We start from the raw sequence: 18,519 nt of genomic DNA on the forward strand, positions 1-18,519 counted from the left end.
CGCGAGCCAGAGTGTTGTGCTTACGCCGGCACGCCCACGGCTTCCTTGATCGACTCTTCGAGGATCACGAGCGCTTCGTCGAACACGGCGTCCTGGATCGTCAGCGGGAACAGGAAGCGCACGACGTTCGAGTACACGCCGCACACGAGCAGCAGCAGGCCGCGGTTCAGCGCTGCGGTTTGCACGCGCTTGGTGAAGTCGGCGTCGGCTTCGTTCGTGCCCGGCTTGCAGAATTCCACTGCGTTCATCGCGCCGGGGCCGCGCACGTCGGCGATTTGCGGCACGTCGGCCTTCATCGCGTTGAGCTTGGCCTTGAGCTTGTCGCCGAGCTTCGTGGCGCGCTCGCAGAGCTTTTCCTCTTCGATGATCTCGATCACTGCGTGCGCCGACGCCACGGCGAGCGGGTTGCCCGCGTACGTGCCGCCGAGGCCGCCAGGCGCCGGGGCGTCCATGACCTCTGCGCGGCCCACCACGCCGGACAGCGGCATGCCGCCTGCCAGGCTCTTGGCGATCGTCATGAGGTCAGGCGCGACGTCGTAGTGCTCCATTGCGAACAGCTTGCCGGTGCGCGCGAAGCCCGTTTGCACTTCGTCGGCGATCAACAGGATGCCGTGTGTGTCGCAGATCTTGCGCAGGCCGCGCACGAAGTCTGCGGGCGCCTGGTAGAAGCCGCCTTCGCCTTGAACCGGTTCGAAGATGATCGCGGCCACGCGCTTCGGATCGATGTCGGCCTTGAACAGCATGTCGATGTGCTTGAGCGAGTCAGCCGTGCTGATGCCATGCACCGAGTTCGGGTACGGTGCGTGGTACACGTCGGCCGGGAACGGACCGAACGCGAGCTTGTACGGGGCGACCTTGCCCGTGAGCGCCATACCCATCATCGTGCGGCCGTGGAAACCGCCCGCGAACGCGATCACGCCCGGACGGCCCGTATGGGCACGTGCGATTTTCACGGCGTTTTCAACGGCTTCGGCACCAGTCGTGAAGAAGGCGGCCTTCTTGGCGAAGCTGCCCGGCGCGCGCTGGGCGATCTTTTCGGCCAGCGAGACATACGACTCGTACGGCACGATCTGGTAGGCCGTGTGCGTGAATTGGTCGAGCTGCGCCTTGATGGCGGCGACGATCTTCGGATGGCGGTGGCCCGTGTTGCACACGGCGATACCGGCGGCGAAGTCGATGAAGCGGCGGCCTTCGACGTCCCACAGCTCGGCGTTTTCGGCGCGCTCGGCGTAGAAGTCGCACATCACGCCTACGCCGCGCGGGGTAATGGCGTTCTTGCGGCTATGCAGATCGGCGTTCTTGCTCACGTTCATCTCCTGTGGAATCGGTGTCAGTTCTGAGGTTGGTTGGCGGACCAGCAAGCAGTCCATGTCGCGACTATACTCACGTTTGGCTCTAAATTTCAGAGCCATTCGGTGCAATATTTAGGAGCCAATTTCGATGCGTGCGAGTGTTCTGTCCGATTGGCTGGCCCAACGGCTCGACCGTGGAAGCGCCCAGCCGGTGTACCGGCAACTGCACAAGCTGCTGCAGCAGGCGATCCTTTCGCGCGAGTTGCCAGCCGGGGCGCGGGTGCCGTCGTCCCGGCTGCTGGCGGCGGAGCTGGGGATTGCGCGCAATACCGTGACGCAGGTCTACGAACAATTGGTGCTCGAAGGCTATGTCACATCGGCCACGGGGCGCGGCACGTTCGTGGCGGACACGTCGCCCGACGAGATCGTTGGGGCGACGGAAATTGGCTCTATAGAGACGCGAAAAAATATCAATGTTTCAGGAGCCGTGCCGCCTCCCGGGAGAGTGGCAACTAACAGCCAGATCGCGCGCGGCGCGGAATCACTTGCCGCGGTGGCACCTGGAGTCTCAGCGGCAAGCGGCCCGGAAACCGTTGCCACCGCCCAACCGCAGCGCCCCACGGCGCGCGCGCTTTCGGCTCGAGGCGCGCGCCTGATCGGAAGCGCGGGCGTATCGAAGCGCCAGGGCGGTGCGTTCATGCCCGGCGTGCCGGACGTCTCGCGTTTCCCGGCGCGCGTCTGGACGCGTCTGCACAACAAGTACTGGCGCAGCCTGCGCCCGGACCTGCTGACCTACGCGCCCGGCGGCGGACTCGCGCTGCTGCGCCACGTGCTGGCCGACTATCTGCGCACGTCGCGCTCGGTGCGCTGCTCGCCGGAGCAGATCATCATCACGACGGGCATTCATCAGTCCGTCGACCTCGCCGTGCGTCTGCTCTCCGACCCCGGCGACACCATCTGGACCGAGGACCCGTGCTACTGGGGCGTGCGCAGCGTGCTGCACGTCTCGGGCCTGAACACGCGGCCGATCGCCGTGGACAGCGAAGGCCTCAACCCGTCGCCAGCCGACTTCGCCGCGCCGCCGCCGCGGCTCATGCTCGTCACGCCTTCGCACCAGTACCCGCTAGGCATGGTGATGAGCCTCGCGCGCCGCCGCATGCTGCTCGAGTACGCGCGCCAGCACCAGTGCTGGATCATCGAGGACGACTACGACAGCGAGTTCCGCTATGGCAGCCGCCCGCTTGCCTCATTGCAGGGGCTCGATACGGCGGGCCAGGTGATCTATGTGGGTAGCTTCGGCAAGACGCTGTTTCCGGGCTTACGCGTGGGTTATCTCGTCGCGCCGGAAGCGCTCGCGGAAAGCTTCGCGACTGCGAGTGCGGAGTTGTACCGCGAGGGGCAATTGCTGCAGCAGGCCGTGCTCGCGGAATTCATCGCCGAAGGGCATTTCACCTCGCATATCCGCAAGATGCGTGCGCTCTACGGCCAGCGCCGTCAGGTGCTGCTCGACGTCGTTTCGCGCCGCTACGGCGACGCGCTGCCCGCCATGGGCGGCGACGCGGGTCTGCATGTCGTGATGCAACTGCCCGAGGGCAGCGACGACCGCGCCGTGGCCGAAGCCGCGCTCGCGCGCAATATCGTGGTGCGGCCGCTTTCGGGGTATTACTCGTCGCGCGAGCGCGCGAACCCGGGCTTGTTGATCGGCTATGCCTGTGTGCCCGACGAGGAGATCGCGCCGGCATTCGAAACGCTTGCCGAGGCGATCGATACGACGTTACCCGCGTTCGTGTGAGCGATTACAGGCCGATCACAGCCGGATCAGCACCGCCCCGCACGTCACCAGTGCGCACGCCACCATGCGGCGCGCCGTGAGCTTCTCGTTCATGAAGAGCCAGCCGATCAGCACGGCGAAGATCGACGAGAGTTCACGCAGCGCGGAGACCATAGCGATAGGCAAATAACGGAACGCCTCGATCACGAGGCAATAGGCCGTGAGCGCGAGCACGCCCGCGAGCATGCCGCGCGCGACCGCGGACGCCGACGTGAACATCTTCGCGGCGCCCCCGCGCAGCGTGCAGACCACGAGAAACTGCGGGACGTTCCAGAGCAGATACACCCACATGATGTAGCTGATGCCGTTGCCGGCCACGCGCGCGCCGATGCCGTCGATGACCGAATACATCGCGATGAAAAGGCCGGTGAGCAACGCGTACGGCACGCTTTCGCCCGAAAAACGCATGCCGCGCCGGAAGGCGAGCGACATGATGCCGAGCGAAACGAGTGCGACGCCGGTGGCCGCGAGCCCGTGCAGTTCTTCGTGCGCGAACACGAGCGCGCCCCCAAATACGAGCAGCGGCGAGAGCCCGCGCGCAATGGGGTAGATCTGCCCGAAGTCTCCGCTGCGATAGGCGCGGATCAGCGTGAAGCAGTACACGAACTCCAGCACGACCGAAGCGGCGATATACGGCCAGCTCGCCTGCGCGGGCAGCGGCAGCACGCACACGGCGATCGCGCTCACGACGATGTACGGAACCGAGAACATGCCGAGCAGCCAGAGGCGGTCGCCCGAAAGATGGAGGAAGGCGTTCCAGCTCGCGTGCATGAGCGCCGAGAGCAGGACCAGCAGGACGATGAAACTGGCCATTGGGCAGCAGACCGGATCGATGGGTTAGGGCGGATGCGGGCCAATGCAGCCGCAAGGAAGCGATTATTCCACCGATCGCCGTCAATTGCCACAAATTGCCACAAATCGCCAGAAAAGGGATGGGCGAGCCGTTTTATAAGAATTTTGTCCTGGCTCGCATAGGGGAGGCGCACGGTAAGCGCGGCGGCGGGTCGAACCGCGGTGTCAGATCACGCGCGCACGCAGTCTTGCGGAGATGAGATCGATGGCCGTGACGACGGCGATCACCATGATGAGTACGGCGCTGGTCTGCTGATAGTCGAACGAGCGGATTTCCTCGTACAGCACGACGCCGATACCGCCCGCGCCCACCATGCCCACCACCATCGCCGAGCGCACGTTCGACTCGAACCGGTAGAGCGTGTAAGAGATCCACAGCGGCATGACCTGGGGCAGCACGCCGTAGATGATCTCGTCGAGCGGCGAGGCGCCCGTGGCGCGCACGCCTTCCACGGGGCGCGGGTCGATGGCTTCCACGGCTTCGGCAAAGAGCTTCGCGAGCACGCCCGTGGTGTGCACCCACAAGGCGAGCACGCCCGCGAACGGCCCGAGGCCCACGGCCACGATGAACAGCATCGCGAACACCATCTCGTTGATGGCACGGCACGCGTCCATCAGACGCCGCACGGGATGCAGCACCCAAGCGGGCGCGAGATTGTGCGCCGACATCAACCCGAACGGCACCGCGCAGACGATGGCGAGCGCCGTGCCCCACAGCGCCACCGCGACCGTGACCCACATTTCGTGGGCGTACGTGCGCCATTCCGTGAAGTCCGGCGGGAAGAAGCCGCGTGCGAACGTGCCCATGTTCGCGGAGTCGGAGAAGAGGTCGAGCGGGCGCATGTCGGCGCCGCGCCACGCCACGCCGAGCAGCACGAACACGATGGCCCAGTGCACGAGCGAGGACCAGCTGCGCTTGCCTGCCTGCTTGCTCGCCGCAAGGGCGACCGCCGCTTGAGCCGCTTTTGGCGCGGCGGCGACGGCTGGCGTCGCCGCCGGTCCAGTAACGGGCCCGGAGACTTCTGCCTGCCGCACGGCGCGTGAACTGTCGAAATCCATTGCGCCCATTACTGCTTCGCGGGTGCGGTGAGCGCACCGATCTTGGCGTCGATGGCCGCGATCTGGCTCTTGCGGTCGTCGTCGGAGAGATGCGTGTCGGCGGCGATCTTCTCTTTCTGCTGGAACAGCGCGACCTGGCGGATCGGCAGGAGCTGCGCGTCGGTGGCGGGCGCGAAGCCTGCATAGCCGGTGATGTCGGCCATGATCTTCTTCTCGCGCGGATCGGTCTTCGCGTAGTGGTAGAAGAAGTCGCGCAGCTTTTGCTTCGTGGCTTCAGGCAGATCCTTGCGATACACGAGCGGATCAGACGGAATGAGCGGCGAGGTCCACAGCACGCGCACCTGGGCAAAGCGGTCGGGGTGTTTTTGTTGGAGCGTGGAAAGCTCGATAGAGTTGTTGGTGGCGATATCCACCTTGTTGTTCACCACGGCGAGCAGGTTCGCTTCATGGCTCGACGGCAGCACGGTCTTGAAGTTCATCGCGTTCACCGAAACGCCATGCTGCGCGAAGAGGTAGTAGCCCGGAATCAGCGTGCCCGAGGTCGAATTGGGGTCGCCCCAGCCGAGCGTGAGATCCTTAGTATTCTTGAACACATCGTCGATCGTCTTCACGCGGCTGTTCACGTTGGTGATGAGCACCGACTTGTAGCCCGTGTCGCCGTTCGCGTAGAGCACCTTCGCGAAGATTTCGCCATTCGAGCGGTCCACGGCTTCCATCGCTGAAGCATTGCCGAAGTAGCCGATCTGCACCTTATTGAAGCGCATTGCCTCGATGATGCCCGAGTAGTCGGTGGCGAAGAACGCATTCACATGCAGGCCGGTCTGCTTGTTCAGGTCGTCGATGAACGGTTGCCAGCGTTGCTTGAGCACCGCAGACGAATCGGTCGAGATGATGCCGAAGCTGAGGTCTTCCGCGTGAGCGGCCGCGCTGCCGAGCGAGGCAAACGCGACGGCGCCGGCGGCGCACCAGGAGAGCATGGAGCGGAGCAGTTTCATTGGAGCGGTCCGTGGTGAGGGTAAACGTTGCGGGTTGAAATGGGTTGGACTGTTATGCGGCGCGGGGCTGCGCGCCGAAGCGCGTTCCCGCAGACGGAGCAGCATCGGGTTCGAGCAGTTCGCGCGCGGCGCTGCCATAAAGCTGTTGCAACAGGGCAGGCGTGAGCGCCGCCGAAGCGCCGTCGTACACCACGCGCCCGTCGCGCAGCGCGATGGTGCGCGGGCAATACTCCATGGCGATATCCACCTGATGCAGCGAGACGAGTACGGTCAAGCCGTGATCGCGGTTGAGCATACGCATCATGTCCATGACGCGGCGCGACGATGTGGGGTCGAGCGAGGCGATGGGTTCGTCGGCGAGAATGAGGCGTGCGCGCTGCACGAGTGCGCGGGCGAGCGCCGCGCGCTGCTGCTGGCCGCCCGAGAGATTCGCGGCGCGCTCACCAGCCTTGTGCGCGATGCCGACTTCGCCGAGCGCGGCCAGCATCAGCTCGCGCTCGGCGCGTGGAAAGCAGCCCGTGAGGCGTCGCCACAACGGCAGCCGCGACAGTGCGCCGATCAGCACATTCGTTTCGACCGTGAGGCGATGCACGAGATTGAACTGCTGAAACACGAAGCCAATGTCGCGGTGAATGCGGCGCACTTCGCGCACGATGCGTCCGTCCTGCTGAATAGGACGACCAAGGATTTCGATGCGCGAAGGCTGTGGGTCGGAAGCGGTAAAGCCCGCAATATGGCGAAGCAAGGTCGATTTGCCCGAGCCCGATGCGCCGATCAGCGCGACCATCTCGCCAACGCCTACGCGCAGGTTGATTTCGTCGAGTGCCTTGCGGCCGCTGTCGAAGCTTTTCGAGAGGCGTTCGATGCGTATGGCGTCCATGACAATCCGTCGCTGTGTAGTCGAGGGCTCATTCTAGGAAGCGACTGTGACGGTTGAGTGAAGGTGTCGCGACGTCTAGACGACTACATGTTTTATGGCCTTCCGCACGGAGAAAAAACGCGCGAGATGTGACAGAGGCATGACGCCAAACATCTGTCACGCTCAATATCGAAGGAAGCGGCTATATTGGTGGGCAACGCACATGCTGTCCCTGGTTTTCCTGACTTATTGCTGACTCATTGTCGACAGGGGCGGCAGGCGCAAGGCAGTTGTAGACAATGCGGCCGCGCACCGCGGCCCCGGTCCACGCGACCCGATCAAAACAAGCGACGAAACCCGGCGCCATATGCAGGCACTGAGCTTCCTACCCGACAGCTTCGCGGAATACGAGGATCTCAAGGCGATCCTCGATGCCGGCGCGCGTTGGTTCGACATCCGCAGCGCGGGCGAAGTCGAAGTGAGGGGCCGTGCGTTTGCGCTGCACGTCGCGGCGATCGGCTCGCGCGATCCGGCGGCGCCCGCCATCGGCTTTTTCGGCGGCATTCACGGGCTCGAACGCATCGGCTCGCAACTGGTGCTCGATTACATGCGCGCACTGGTGGGGCGTCTTGCGTGGGACGAACTGCTGATGCGCCAGCTCGAATCCGTGCGTATCGTGCTCGTGCCGATCGTCAATCCGGGCGGCATGTGGCTGGCCACGCGTGCGAACCCAAACGGCGTGGATCTCATGCGCAACGCGCCGCAGGACGCCGACGAACGCGTGCCCTTTCTCGCGGGCGGCCAGCGTGTGGGCTCATGGCTGCCGTGGTATCGCGGCAGGCGCGGCGCACCCATGGAAACCGAGGCGAGCGCGCTCCTGAAGATCGTGGACGAAGAACTCTCGCAGCGGCCGCTCTCGTTCGCGCTCGACTGCCATTCGGGCTACGGCTGGAACGACAGCATCTGGTTCCCGTATGCGCGCACGCGCCGGCTCATGCGCCATCTGCCCGAAATGTACGTGCTCAAGACGATGTTCGAGCGCGCGCATCCGCATCACGGCTACACGTTCGAGCCGCAGAGCCACCAATATCTGCTGCACGGCGACCTGTGGGACTGCGCGTACGACCGCGCGCCCGCCGGCAACATCTTCCTGCCGCTCACGCTCGAACTGGGCTCGTGGCTGTGGATCAAGAAGAACCCGCGCCAGATTTTTTCGCGCCAGGGCATGTTCAATCCGTTGATGGAGCATCGCACGGCGCGTGTTCTTCGGCGCCACGCGAACCTGTTCGACTTCCTCACGCGTGCCGCGTATTCGTCGCAACGCTGGCTGCCCGAGGGCGTGACGCGCGAGCAAGTGCTGCAAAGCGCGATCGCGCACTGGTATCGCAGGCCGGGTGCATGAGCGAACCGTGGATCCTCTTGCGCGGCCTCACGCGCGAATCGCGGCACTGGGGCGCGTTTGCTACGCTGCTAGCCGCGCGCGAGGACGTGATGCCTGTCGACCTGCCGGGCAACGGCACCGAGGCGTACGCCCGCTCTCCGCTCGCGGTCGATGCCTACGTGGACTCGCTGCGCGCCGAGGCGCAGCGGCGCGGCGCGCGCGAGCCTTACCGCGTGCTGGCGATGTCGCTGGGCGGCATGGTGGCGACTTCGTGGGCGCTGCGTTACCCCGAAGAGATCGCGCACCTCGTGCTCGTGAACACGAGCATGCGGCCGCATAGCCGCGTGTACGAGCGCTTGCGGCCCTCGGCGTGGCCCGCGCTCGTGCGCGTGGCGCGGCATTGGGATGGCAAAGACAGCGACGATATCGCCGAGACGCTGATCCACGGCCTCACCTGCGCGCGGCGCGATACGTTGACCGCAGACCTCGAAACGTGGCGCGCGATCCGCGAGGGCGCCCATGTGAGTCGCGCGAACGCGCTGCGCCAGCTAGCTGCCGCCGCGCGCTTCAAGTCGCGCGGTGTGCCGCGCTGCGCGGTGCTCGTGGTGTCGTCGCGCGGCGACCGGCTCGTGAATCCCGTTTGCTCGGCGCGCCTCGCGCGGGCCTGGGGCGCGCCGCACGTGGAACATCCGTGGGCGGGGCACGATCTGCCGCATGACGATCCGCAATGGCTCGTCGACACGCTCCACGCGGGCGATCTCGCCGCGAACGCTGGGGGCCGGGCCGCCGGGCGCGTCTGAGCGGCTTTCGCAGCGGCGCCGAGCGCGTCGCCCGTCTGGCGATTGCCCCATAATACGAAAACTCATCCGGCACTTTCAGGACGATTTCCAGACATGAACGACAAACCTGCCATCGGCGCTGCGGTGCCGCGCCTCACGAGCCTTTCGCACGGCGGCGGCTGCGGCTGCAAGATCGCGCCGGGCGTGCTTTCCGCGCTGCTCGCGCGCAGCACGCCGCTCACCGCCACGTTTCCGAACCTGCTGGTCGGCACCGAGACCGCTGACGACGCCGCCGTCTACAAGCTCAACGACGAGCAGGCGATCGTCGCGACCACGGACTTCTTCATGCCGATCGTGGACGACCCGTACGACTTCGGCCGCATCGCCGCGACCAACGCGCTTTCGGACGTCTACGCCATGGGCGGCAAGCCGATTCTCGCGCTCGCGCTGGTGGGCATGCCCATCAACGTGCTGCCGCACGACGTGATCGCGCAGGTGCTGCGCGGCGGCGAGGACGTGTGCGCGGCGGCAGGCATCCCCGTGGCGGGCGGCCATTCGATCGACTCCGTCGAGCCCATTTACGGACTGGCGGCGCTCGGCGTGGTGCATCCCGAGCGCGTGAAGCGCAACGCGTCCGCAAAAGCCGGCGACGTGCTCGTGCTCGGCAAGCCGCTGGGCGTGGGCGTGCTGTCCGCCGCGCTCAAGAAGGAAATGCTCGGCGACGCGGGCTACAAGGCGATGGTGAGCGCCGCGACGATGCTCAACAAGCCGGGCGCGACGCTCGCTGAACTGCCGGGCGTGCACGCCATGACCGACGTGACCGGCTTCGGCCTGCTCGGCCACACGCTCGAGATCGCACGCGGCGCGAATCTCACGGCGCGCGTGCGCTACGCCGACCTGCCGTGGCTGCCGGGCGTGCAGAAGTTCGTCGATGACGGCGTGTTCACGGGCGCCTCCGGCCGCAACTGGGCTTCGTACGGCGACGCTGTCACGCTCGCGCCCAGCCTGCCCGACAGCGCGCGCACGCTGCTCACCGACCCGCAAACTTCGGGCGGCCTGCTCGTGGCCTGCGCGCCGCAGAGCGTGGACGAAGTGCTGGCGATCTTCCGCGCGGAAGGCTTTAGCGACGCTCGTGTGATCGGCGAACTGAGCGAAGGCCCGGCGCGCGTGGAAGCGCTGTGAGGACCGTATGAGCGGAGAATCGCCGAAAGCCATCTTTTACGCGCTCGCAGCGAATTTCGGCATTGCGGTCTGCAAGTTCGCGGCCGCGGCGTTCACGGGTTCGGGATCGATGTTCGCGGAGGCGATTCACTCCACGGCCGACTGCGGCAATCAGTTGCTGCTGCTCTTTGGCCTGCGCCAGTCGCGCGAGCCGCCCACGCCGCTGCATCCCATGGGCACGGGCCGCGCGATCAACTTCTATTCGCTGCTCGTGGCGCTGCTGCTGTTTTTCGTGGGCGGCGCGTTTTCGGTGTATGAGGGCGTGCACCGGCTGATCCTGCGCGCGCCGCTGCAATACGTGTATGTCGCGCTCGTCGTGCTCGGCATTTCCGTGGTGCTCGAGGCGTTTTCGCTTTACGGCGCGATACGCGAGATTCGCAAGGGCACGCCCACGAAATCGCTGTGGCGCTGGGCGCGCGAAACGCGCGACTCGGACTTGCTCGTCGTGGCGGGCGAGGACATCGCCGCGCTCGCGGGTCTCGCCATTGCCTTCGCCGCGGTGCTGCTCACGGTCATTACAGGCAATCCGGTATGGGACGCGTGCGGCTCGATCGGTGTGGGCGTGCTGCTGATGCTGATTTCGTGGTTCATCGCGCGCGAAGTGAAGTCGATGATCGTGGGCGAATCGGCGAGCCCGGAAATGCGACGCGATATCGAATCGTTCCTGCGCGCGCGGCCCGAAATTCGCAGCATCATCAGCCTCATTACCCTGCAATGGGGCAAGGAGGTGATGGTGGCGGTGCAGTGCGAAATGCTCGACTACGAGCACAGCCGCACGATGGTCGAGGCGATCAACGAGATCGAAGCCGATCTGCAGGCGCGCTTTCCGCTGGTGCGCTGGGTGTTTTTCGAGCCGGATTTCGTGAATCGATAACGCCAAAGCCCGACGGTTGCAAAACCGCCGGGCCTTTTCACATCTTCACATCTTCACGCGCGCTTCATTTTTCAATGCCGAAACGGCGTCCACACGGGCGTGGTGTTGTCCCACTGCTCGAGTTCGGAGGGTACAGTTGAATTCACGTTGGACTCCTACGTTTTTCGTCTTCCAATCGAAATGCTGATACGTCTTGCGGGCTTATTCGCCAGCCTGCGCAACGCGTTGGGCGTTGTTCGCGCGGCTTTCCTGCAGCGCGATGCGTTGCGCTTGCGTGCGGCCGATCAGGCTTTGCTCGGGGTAGCTCGTCTTGTTCAGCGAGGGCAGCGTGCCGTCACGATACGCGGCAGCGATTTCTGCTTTGACTTCGGCGCGGGTTTTCGGGGCGCTGTTGTCCTGTGCGAAGGCCGAAGCGCTAGCGGCGAGCGAGAGAACGAGCGTGGCGCCAATGGCGGTTGCGAGAGTGCGTTTCATGATCTGCTCCTTTTCTACTGGTGCCACGTGGTTCGCGGCGACAGGAGCAAATGTAGTTGCGCGGCCGCTTTCGATAAACGGCCGGAACGCGAAAGCAATTGTCGAAAATCCGGAACAATCGCTATGCCGCGCCCGCGAAAGCCTTTGCGGGCGCGGCTTTGAGGGTGGCCGCAGTGCTACGGCGTTATGCGGCCCAGCGCGGCCCAGCCTATGCGGCCCAGCCTATGCGGCCCACTCCGAAATCACCGGCGTTTCGAGTGCCGGAGCGTTTTCGCGCTCTTCGAGCGTGCGCATCGTGCAGGCCTTGTCGAGCGAGGCGCGGCCGCTCAGGAGCGGGCAGCGGTCGAACACTTCGGCGATCCAGTCCACGAACACGCGCACTTTGGGTGACAGATGGCGGCTGTGCGGATAGACGGCAGAAATCGGCATGGGCAGCGGTTTGAAATCGGGCAGCACTTCGACGAGCGCACCCGACTTCAGATGCGGCAGCACCATGTAGCGCGGCCCCTGAATCAGGCCGAAGCCTTCGATGCCGCAGGTCACGTAAGCGTCCGCGTCGTTCACCGAGACCATGCTCTTGAGCTTGATCTCCACTTCCTTGCCGTCGACGAGAAATGCCCAGTCGATCACGCGCCCAGTGCGCGACGAGAAGTAATTCACGGCGCGATGCTCGGCCAGTTCTTCGAGCGTTTGCGGCGTGCCGTGGCGCTCCAGATACGACGGCGCCGCGCACGATACGCCCTCGAAAATGCCGATGCGCCGCGCGACCAGCGACGAATCCTGCAGCGCGCCCACGCGCACCACGCAATCCACGCCTTCCTGCAGCAAGTCGACGGGGCGGTCGGAGAGCCCGAGTTGCAGGTCGATGTCCGGATAGCGCTGGTGGAATTCGCACAACGACGGAATCACGATGAGCCGCCCGATCGAGCCGGGCATGTCGATGCGCAACTTGCCGTGCGGCTTGCGGTTGCGATCCTGGAATGTGGTTTCCGTTTCTTCGACGTCCGCGAGAATGCGCACGCAGCGCTCGTAGTACGCGGCGCCGTCGGGCGTCAGCGAAAGACGGCGCGTGGTGCGGTGCATGAGGCGCACGCCGAGAAATGCTTCGAGATTCTGAATGATCGTCGTGACGGAAGCGCGCGGCATGTCGAGCGTTTCGGCTGCGCGTGTGAAGCTGTTGGTATCGACGACGCGGGTGAACACCTGCATGGCCTGAAGGCGGTCCATTGCCATTCTCCAAAAAGCTTCGGTCGCACGGCGCGCGGCGTTGATTGGAAACGCCCGCGCACAAAGAGGAGACAGATTGTTCAGGTGCGCCGAATTGTGTTGCCGGATTATAGGCATTTATTTGCAAGTCTGCCGAACCCACAATTCGTCCCATTCGAATCTACTCTCGCGCATTGCGCCGATTTGACATGGATGTCTTTAAACGCCCGACGTCTTGGATCTCCGCGGAAGAAGCGCCGCTGGCCGAAGTTCCGGCGGCTGCCCCTGTTACCGCGTCCGCCAAGCCTGCCAAGGCGCGCGCGCTGCTCACGACCGACGTGATGATCGAAGGCTACGCGCAGCAGATTCCGCTGCGCCTGTACCGTCCCGAAGCCGCGAACGGCCTGCCCGTGTTGCTGTATTTCCACGGCGGCGGCTTCGTGCGCGGTTCGATCGACGAAGCGGACGCTGTTGGACGCTTTCTCGCAGAACGCTTACCTGCGCTCGTCGTGAGCGTGGGGTATTCGCTTGCGCCGAAGCACCCGTTTCCCGCCGCGCCCGAAGACGCGCATCGCGCGGCGCTGTGGGCGCTCACGCGGGCCCGCGCCTTCGGCGGGAGCCCGAAGCGCGTGATCGCGGCGGGCCACGACGCGGGCGGCCAGATCGCCAACGTGCTCGCGTTCATGGGACGCGATCGCGGCGACGTGAAACTCGCGGCACAGGCGTTGTTCGCGCCGATGCTGGACCCGAGCCTCACGCGTCTTGGCGACGAGGCGCGCCTCGGTTCGGATATCACCGCGAGCGAATGCGCGGCGTGCTATCGCGCGTATCTGCCCGATGCGACGCAGCGCATGCATCCGTATGCGGCGCCGCTCGAATCGCTGCGCCTTGGCGGCTTGCCGCCCACGCTCATCGTGACCGCACAGAACGACGTGCTGCACATCGAAGCGGAGAAGTACGCGAGCCGGCTGATCGACGCGGGCGTGCGCACCCAGGTGGTGCGCTACCCGAGCGTCTCGCATGCGAACCTCGCGGCGCATCCGGCCGCGCTCAACGAAGCCGTGCGGTTTTTCCAATGTTGCTTCGACGCGGGCGCGTCGTAAGCGAAGCGCCCTTGCGGCGGTGCTGCCGAACCAGTGAAGAACAATCAACCATTATTTCTGGAGTCCGACATGTCACTCTTTTCGCAATCCCGAACCCGTATCGCGCTGGCGGTATTTGGCGTGCTCGTGGTCGCGGGCCTGGGCACTCTCGGGGCAATCCGCCTCGACTCACATCCCGCCGTTGCCGCGGAAGCGCCGCCCGCGCCTGAGGTCGATGTCGCAGCCGTGCTCAATCGCACCATCACCGACTGGCAGAGCTATTCGGGCCGCATGGCCGCCGTCGAAAAAGTGGAGATACGTCCGCAGGTTTCGGGCACGATCGTCTCGGTGAACTTCCGTGACGGTGCGCTCGTGAAACAGGGCGACACGCTGTTCGTGATCGACCCGCGCCCGTATCAGGCGGCCGTCGATCAGGCCGCCGCGCAGCTTGCCGCCGCGCAGGCGCGCACGGGCTACGCGCAAAGCGATTGGGAGCGCGCGCAGCGTCTCATCGGCGACAACGCCATCGCGAAGCGCGATTACGACGAGAAGCAGAACGCATCGCGCGAAGCGAACGCGAACCTCAAGGCCGCGCAGGCCGCGCTCGAAGCCGCGCAGATCAACCTGGGCTACACGCGCATCGTCGCGCCGGTGGCCGGCCGTGTATCGCGCGCCGAGATTACGGTGGGCAACGTCGTTTCGGCGGGCGCAAGCGCCGCGCCGCTCACGACGCTCGTTTCCGTTTCGCCCATCTACGCCGAATTCGACGCCGACGAGCAGACCTATCTCGACTACATCAGCCGCATGAAGGATGGCTCGAAGGTGCCGGTCGAACTGGGTCTTGCGAACGAATCGGGCTATTCGCGTAGCGGTACGATCGAGTCGGTGGATAACCGTCTCGACACCACGTCGGGCACGATCCGCGTGCGTGCGCGCTTCGACAACGCCGACGGCGCGCTGGTGCCGGGGCTTTACGCACGCATCAAGGTGGGCGGCAGCGCCCCGCACCCGGCGCTGCTCGTCGACGATGCCGCCATCGGCACCGACCAGGACAAGAAGTTTGTGTACGTCGTGGATAACGGCGGCAAGATCGCGTACCGCACCGTGCAAACGGGCGGGCAGCAGGGCAACCTGCGCGTGATTCTGGGCGGCCTGAAGGCGGGCGACCATGTGGTAGTGAACGGCACGCAGCGCGTGCGTCCGGGCATTGTCGTGCGCTCGCACATGGTGCCGATGAACGGCGACCCCGACGCCGATTCGTCCAGCACGGCAGCGAACCCCGGCGCCAAGGCAGCGAAGACGTCCTGACGAGCGGCGGGCGTGTGCGAATGCAGCGTACGCCTCTGCATCAGTCAGGATGCCTAAGCGTCAGAAGATTAGTGCCAAATTGAGCGTCATGAAAAAGAGCAACCCATGAACATATCGAAATTCTTCATCGACCGGCCGATTTTCGCGGGCGTGCTGTCCGTGCTGATCCTGCTGGCCGGCGTGATCGCGCTGTTCCAGTTGCCGATCTCCGAGTACCCCGAGGTCGTGCCGCCTTCGGTGGTGGTCCACGCGCAGTATCCGGGCGCGAACCCGAAGGTGATCGCCGAAGCCGTGGCCGCGCCGCTGGAAGAGCAGATCAACGGTGTCGAGAACATGCTGTACATGCAGTCGCAGGCCAATAGCGACGGCAATCTCACGCTCACGGTCACGTTTCGCCTCGGCACCGACCCGGACAAGGCCACGCAGCTCGTGCAGAACCGGGTGAACCAGGCGCTGCCGCGCCTGCCGGAAGACGTGCAGCGTCTCGGTATCACGACTATCAAGAGTTCGCCCACGCTCACGATGGTGGTGCACCTGATCTCGCCGGACAACCGGTACGACATGACGTACCTGCGCAATTACGCGCTGCTCAACGTGAAGGACCGCCTCTCGAACATCCAGGGCGTGGGCGAGGTGCAGTTGTGGGGCTCGGGCGATTACGCCATGCGTATCTGGCTCGACCCCCAGAAGGTGGCGCAGCGCAATCTCACCGCGAACGATGTGGTCAACGCGATTCGCGAGCAGAACGTGCAGGTGGCGGCGGGTGTGATCGGCGCTTCGCCTAGCGTGCCCGGCACGCCGTTCCAGCTGAACGTGAATGCACGCGGCCGTCTGCGCACGGAAAGCGAGTTCGGCAACATCATCGTCAAGACGAATCCCGATGGCGGCGTGACGTACCTGCGCGATATCGCGCGTATCGAGTTGGCCGCTTCCGAATACGGTCTGCGCTCTCTGCTCGACAACAAGCCGGCTGTTGCGCTTGCGATCAACCAGGCGCCGGGCGCGAATTCGCTTGCGATCTCGGACCAGGTGCGCGCGGCGATGAAGGAACTCAAACAGGACATGCCCGCGGGCGTGGACTACCGCATCGTCTACGACCCCACGCAGTTCGTGCGTTCCAGTATCGAAGCGGTCGTGCATACGCTGCTCGAAGCCATCGCGCTCGTGGTGATCGTGGTGATCGTGTTCCTGCAAACGTGGCGTGCCTCGATCATTCCGTTGATCGCGGTGCCGGTGTCGATCGTCGGGACGTTCTCGCTGCTGCTTGCGTTCGGCTTCTCGATCAACGCGCTATCGCTGTTCGGCATGGTGCTCGCCATCGGCATCGTGGTGGACGACGCGATCGTGGTGGTGGAGAACGTGGAGCGCAATATCGCCAGCGGGTTGTCCGCGCGCGATGCGACGTATAAGGCCATGCAGGAGGTGAGCGGGCCGATCATCGCCATCGCGCTGACGCTTGTGGCCGTGTTCGTGCCGCTCGCGTTCATGAGCGGCCTCACGGGCCAGTTCTACAAGCAGTTCGCGATGACCATCGCCATTTCCACGGTGATCTCGGCGTTCAACTCGCTCACGCTTTCGCCCGCGCTTTCGGCGCTGCTGCTGCGCGGCCACGGCGAGAATGAAGACTGGCTCACGCGCGGGATGAACCTCGTGCTGGGCGGCTTTTTCCGCCGCTTCAACCGCGTGTTTCATCGCGGCTCGGAAAGCTATGGGCGCGGCGTGAACGGCGTGCTGCGCCACAAGGGCGCGATGCTCGCGGTCTATGTGGTGCTGATCGCCGCAACGGTACTGATGGCGCGCGTGGTGCCGGGCGGCTTCGTGCCCGCGCAGGACAAGGAGTATTTGATCGCGTTCGCGCAACTGCCCAATGGCGCCGCGCTCGATCGTACCGAGAATGTGATTCGCGACATGAGCGCCATTGCGCTCAAGCAACCCGGCGTGGAAAGCGCCGTGGCGTTCCCGGGCCTTTCGGTGAACGGTTTCACCAATAGCTCGAGCGCGGGCATCGTGTTCGTCACGCTCAAGCCGTTCAAGGAGCGCAAGGGCAAGGCGCTTTCGGCAGGTGCGATTGCGGGTGCGCTGAACCAGCAATACGCGAGTATCAAGGACTCCTTCATCGCCGTGTTCCCGCCGCCGCCGGTGCTCGGCCTCGGCACGCTCGGCGGCTTCAAGATGCAACTGGAGGATCACGGTGCGCTCGGTTATGAGGCGCTCAACCGCGCGACGCAGGACTTCGTCAAGCGCGCGGCCCAAACGCCGGAGCTGGGCCCTACGTTCACGAACTATCAGATCAACGTGCCGCAGTTGAACGTCGATCTCGACCGCACGAAGGCGAAGCAGCTTGGCGTGCCGGTCACGGACGTTTTCGATACGATGCAGATCTATCTCGGCTCGCTCTACGTGAACGACTTCAACCGCTTCGGGCGCGTGTATCAGGTACGCGTGCAGGCCGATGCACCGTTCCGCCAGCGGGCTGACGACATCCTGCAGTTGAAGACGCGCAACGCCGCGGGCGAGATGGTGCCGCTCTCGTCGCTCGTCACGGTCACGCCCACGTACGGTCCCGAAATGGTAGTGCGCTACAACGGCTATACCGCTGCCGACATCAACGGCGGCCCCGCGCCCGGTTATTCGTCGGGTCAGGCGCAGGCGGCGGCGGAGCGCATCGCGGCCGAAGTGCTGCCGCGCGGCGTCAAGTTCGAGTGGACCGACCTCACGTACCAGCAGGTGCTGGCGGGCAATGCGGGCATCTGGGTGTTCCCGATCAGCGTGCTGCTCGTGTTCCTCGTGCTGGCCGCGCTCTACGAGAGCCTGACGCTGCCGCTCGCGGTGATCCTGATCGTGCCGATGAGCGTGCTGTGTGCGCTAACGGGCGTATGGCTCACGCAAGGCGACAACAACATCTTCACGCAGATCGGCTTGATGGTGCTGGTGGGGCTGGCTTCGAAGAACGCCATTCTGATCGTCGAGTTCGCGCGTGAACTGGAGCACGACGGACACACGCCGCTCTCCGCTGCCATCGAGGCGAGCCGCCTGCGTCTGCGCCCGATCCTGATGACGTCCATCGCGTTCATCATGGGCGTGGTGCCGCTAGTGCTCTCGAGCGGCGCGGGTTCGGAGATGCGTCATGCGATGGGCGTGGCCGTGTTCTTCGGCATGCTGGGTGTGACCGCGTTCGGTCTGCTCCTCACGCCGGTGTTCTACGTGGTGCTGCGCACGCTCGCGGGCGGCAAGATTCACGTCGCGCAGAAGGACAATGCGCGCAAGCCGCAGTCGATGGTCGACGCGTAAGGCGACAAGGGAGAA

At 65.0% G+C, this 18,519-nt stretch carries 15 protein-coding genes; 8 read left to right on the plus strand and 7 right to left on the minus strand.

The annotated features are described in order from the left end of the window. Positions 1-20: 20 nt before the first annotated feature. On the minus strand, positions 21-1,313 hold the full coding sequence (gene gabT / locus L0U83_RS15145; RefSeq protein ID WP_233884263.1) for a 4-aminobutyrate--2-oxoglutarate transaminase: 1,293 nt from the start codon (positions 1,311-1,313) through the stop codon (positions 21-23). Positions 1,314-1,440: 127 nt separating this feature from the next. Between gabT and pdxR the strand changes: the two genes are divergently transcribed. Then, a complete protein-coding gene (gene pdxR / locus L0U83_RS15150; protein WP_233884264.1) occupies positions 1,441-3,084 on the plus strand; it encodes a MocR-like pyridoxine biosynthesis transcription factor PdxR in 1,644 nt (547 codons plus the stop codon). A gap of 15 nt (positions 3,085-3,099) precedes the next feature. Here pdxR and L0U83_RS15155 read toward each other — a convergent pair whose 3' ends face one another. The 4 genes from L0U83_RS15155 to phnC form a co-directional block, all read right to left on the minus strand. Beyond that, entirely contained in the window at positions 3,100-3,936 is an 837-nt protein-coding gene (locus L0U83_RS15155) for an EamA family transporter (protein WP_233884272.1), read from the minus strand. A 204-nt stretch (positions 3,937-4,140) separates the two neighbouring features. Continuing rightward, positions 4,141-5,034: a phosphonate ABC transporter, permease protein PhnE gene (gene phnE / locus L0U83_RS15160; protein ID WP_233884273.1), complete on the minus strand. Its 894-nt coding sequence runs from the start codon at positions 5,032-5,034 to the stop codon at positions 4,141-4,143. Positions 5,035-5,042: 8 nt separating this feature from the next. Further along, positions 5,043-6,029 carry a phosphonate ABC transporter substrate-binding protein gene (phnD, locus tag L0U83_RS15165; RefSeq protein WP_233884277.1) on the minus strand — a complete coding sequence of 329 codons (987 nt, stop codon included), beginning with the start codon at positions 6,027-6,029 and terminating at the stop codon, positions 5,043-5,045. A 52-nt stretch (positions 6,030-6,081) separates the two neighbouring features. Beyond that, complete coding sequence (gene phnC, locus L0U83_RS15170; RefSeq protein ID WP_233884278.1) at positions 6,082-6,909, minus strand: phosphonate ABC transporter ATP-binding protein; 828 nt, start codon at positions 6,907-6,909, stop codon at positions 6,082-6,084. 346 nt (positions 6,910-7,255) lie between these two features. Between phnC and L0U83_RS15175 the strand changes: the two genes are divergently transcribed. The 4 genes from L0U83_RS15175 to L0U83_RS15190 all read left to right on the plus strand — a co-directional run bounded on the left by L0U83_RS15175 (position 7,256) and on the right by L0U83_RS15190 (position 11,143). Further along, positions 7,256-8,290 (plus strand): M14 family zinc carboxypeptidase, encoded by a 1,035-nt coding sequence (locus L0U83_RS15175; RefSeq protein ID WP_233884279.1) that lies wholly within the window; start codon positions 7,256-7,258, stop codon positions 8,288-8,290. Then, complete coding sequence (locus tag L0U83_RS15180; protein ID WP_233884285.1) at positions 8,287-9,069, plus strand: alpha/beta fold hydrolase; 783 nt, start codon at positions 8,287-8,289, stop codon at positions 9,067-9,069. Before L0U83_RS15175 ends, L0U83_RS15180 begins: the two co-directional genes overlap by 4 nt. A 93-nt stretch (positions 9,070-9,162) precedes the next feature. Then, complete coding sequence (gene selD / locus L0U83_RS15185) at positions 9,163-10,230, plus strand: selenide, water dikinase SelD (protein WP_233884287.1); 1,068 nt, start codon at positions 9,163-9,165, stop codon at positions 10,228-10,230. A gap of 7 nt (positions 10,231-10,237) precedes the next feature. Beyond that, positions 10,238-11,143 carry a cation diffusion facilitator family transporter gene (locus L0U83_RS15190; RefSeq protein ID WP_233884288.1) on the plus strand — a complete coding sequence of 302 codons (906 nt, stop codon included), beginning with the start codon at positions 10,238-10,240 and terminating at the stop codon, positions 11,141-11,143. 201 nt (positions 11,144-11,344) lie between these two features. On the opposite strand, the gene L0U83_RS15195 is transcribed toward L0U83_RS15190, so the two are convergent. Together L0U83_RS15195 and L0U83_RS15200 are read right to left on the minus strand one after the other, a co-directional pair. Continuing rightward, positions 11,345-11,617: a DUF4148 domain-containing protein gene (locus tag L0U83_RS15195; protein ID WP_233884289.1), complete on the minus strand. Its 273-nt coding sequence runs from the start codon at positions 11,615-11,617 to the stop codon at positions 11,345-11,347. A gap of 222 nt (positions 11,618-11,839) precedes the next feature. Further along, a complete protein-coding gene (locus L0U83_RS15200) occupies positions 11,840-12,844 on the minus strand; it encodes a LysR family transcriptional regulator (RefSeq protein WP_233884290.1) in 1,005 nt (334 codons plus the stop codon). A gap of 188 nt (positions 12,845-13,032) precedes the next feature. Between L0U83_RS15200 and L0U83_RS15205 the strand changes: the two genes are divergently transcribed. The 3 genes from L0U83_RS15205 (at position 13,033) to L0U83_RS15215 (ending at position 18,504) form a co-directional block, all read left to right on the plus strand. Beyond that, the gene (locus L0U83_RS15205; protein WP_233884296.1) at positions 13,033-13,926 is read left to right on the plus strand and encodes an alpha/beta hydrolase; all 894 of its coding nucleotides are present in this window, start codon (positions 13,033-13,035) and stop codon (positions 13,924-13,926) included. 69 nt (positions 13,927-13,995) lie between these two features. Next, positions 13,996-15,213 carry an efflux RND transporter periplasmic adaptor subunit gene (locus L0U83_RS15210; RefSeq protein ID WP_233884298.1) on the plus strand — a complete coding sequence of 406 codons (1,218 nt, stop codon included), beginning with the start codon at positions 13,996-13,998 and terminating at the stop codon, positions 15,211-15,213. A gap of 105 nt (positions 15,214-15,318) precedes the next feature. Next, positions 15,319-18,504, plus strand: coding sequence for an efflux RND transporter permease subunit (locus L0U83_RS15215; protein WP_233884300.1), 3,186 nt, complete (start codon positions 15,319-15,321; stop codon positions 18,502-18,504). The last annotated feature ends 15 nt before the right edge of the window (positions 18,505-18,519 follow it).

The organism is Paraburkholderia flagellata, assembly GCF_021390645.1.
Classification (GTDB): Bacteria; Pseudomonadota; Gammaproteobacteria; order Burkholderiales; family Burkholderiaceae; genus Paraburkholderia; species Paraburkholderia flagellata.

Excerpts from the sequence above, each read along its gene's own strand:
- gabT (WP_233884263.1), bottom strand. The coding sequence starts at position 1,313 with ATGAACGTGAGCAAGAACGCCGATCTGCATAGCCGCAAGAACGCCATT.
- pdxR (WP_233884264.1), top strand. The coding sequence starts at position 1,441 with ATGCGTGCGAGTGTTCTGTCCGATTGGCTGGCCCAACGGCTCGACCGT.
- L0U83_RS15155 (WP_233884272.1), bottom strand. The coding sequence starts at position 3,936 with ATGGCCAGTTTCATCGTCCTGCTGGTCCTGCTCTCGGCGCTCATGCAC.
- phnE (WP_233884273.1), bottom strand. The coding sequence starts at position 5,034 with ATGGATTTCGACAGTTCACGCGCCGTGCGGCAGGCAGAAGTCTCCGGG.
- phnD (WP_233884277.1), bottom strand. The coding sequence starts at position 6,029 with ATGAAACTGCTCCGCTCCATGCTCTCCTGGTGCGCCGCCGGCGCCGTC.
- phnC (WP_233884278.1), bottom strand. The coding sequence starts at position 6,909 with ATGGACGCCATACGCATCGAACGCCTCTCGAAAAGCTTCGACAGCGGC.
- L0U83_RS15175 (WP_233884279.1), top strand. The coding sequence starts at position 7,256 with ATGCAGGCACTGAGCTTCCTACCCGACAGCTTCGCGGAATACGAGGAT.
- L0U83_RS15180 (WP_233884285.1), top strand. The coding sequence starts at position 8,287 with ATGAGCGAACCGTGGATCCTCTTGCGCGGCCTCACGCGCGAATCGCGG.
- selD (WP_233884287.1), top strand. The coding sequence starts at position 9,163 with ATGAACGACAAACCTGCCATCGGCGCTGCGGTGCCGCGCCTCACGAGC.
- L0U83_RS15190 (WP_233884288.1), top strand. The coding sequence starts at position 10,238 with ATGAGCGGAGAATCGCCGAAAGCCATCTTTTACGCGCTCGCAGCGAAT.
- L0U83_RS15195 (WP_233884289.1), bottom strand. The coding sequence starts at position 11,617 with ATGAAACGCACTCTCGCAACCGCCATTGGCGCCACGCTCGTTCTCTCG.
- L0U83_RS15200 (WP_233884290.1), bottom strand. The coding sequence starts at position 12,844 with ATGGACCGCCTTCAGGCCATGCAGGTGTTCACCCGCGTCGTCGATACC.
- L0U83_RS15205 (WP_233884296.1), top strand. The coding sequence starts at position 13,033 with ATGGATGTCTTTAAACGCCCGACGTCTTGGATCTCCGCGGAAGAAGCG.
- L0U83_RS15210 (WP_233884298.1), top strand. The coding sequence starts at position 13,996 with ATGTCACTCTTTTCGCAATCCCGAACCCGTATCGCGCTGGCGGTATTT.
- L0U83_RS15215 (WP_233884300.1), top strand. The coding sequence starts at position 15,319 with ATGAACATATCGAAATTCTTCATCGACCGGCCGATTTTCGCGGGCGTG.